The sequence below is a fragment of the Thiohalorhabdus sp. Cl-TMA genome (genome assembly GCF_041821045.1).
GTDB lineage: Bacteria > Pseudomonadota > Gammaproteobacteria > Thiohalorhabdales > Thiohalorhabdaceae > Thiohalorhabdus > Thiohalorhabdus methylotropha.
On the sequence record NZ_JBGUAW010000044.1, the window covers coordinates 1 to 586 of the forward strand.

Genomic DNA, 586 nt, shown 5'->3' on the forward strand with positions numbered 1-586 from the left:
CGGAGTCGGCGAGCACCAGTGCGGCCTCGGTGAGCCCGGGCAGGTCGCCGCTCAGGATGCCGTGGGTGGCGAAGTGGACAAGACTGGGGTTTTGGCTTAGGGCTTTCCGCACGGCGGGCTCGGTGGCCTGCTCGCCGCTGATCCGCTCGGCGCGGTAGTCGGGCAGCGCCGCCTCGACGGCGGCGGCCTCCGCCATCGTCTCCGGCAGCGGCGTGAAGTAGCCGCCGGCGTTGGCGGCCCGCAGGTCCCGGGTGTCACTGGTTTGCGGGGTCTCCGCCTGAGCCACCTGCGTCTCGAAGGCGGGGTCGGCGACGATCAGGGCCCGCTGACCGGCGCCCCCTTCGTTAGCCGTATCGGTTCCGGCCAGGGTGGGCAGGTAGTGGACGCGGTGGCTGGCCACCAGCGGCGTGCCGTCCAGGTGCAGGGCCTCCAGCGGCACCAGACTCACCAGCCCGTCGGTGACCGCGCCCAGGCTTTGGTAGTCCGCCAGCCGCTCGGCCGCATCGCCGAGCAGGGCTTCCAGCAGCTGTTGCCGGCCCTCGCCGGCCTTCCCTTCCACCAGTTGCCGCCGGGCCTGGCGCGCCAG

Annotated in this window: 1 protein-coding gene; it reads right to left on the minus strand. The window is 73.2% G+C overall.

Annotated elements, in window-relative coordinates; all coding sequences use genetic code 11:
* Positions 1 to 559 (minus strand): CHAT domain-containing protein (locus ACERLL_RS17790; protein ID WP_373657437.1); only part of this gene is annotated, 559 nt, incomplete at its 3' end.
* Between the last annotated feature and the right edge of the window lie 27 nt (positions 560 to 586).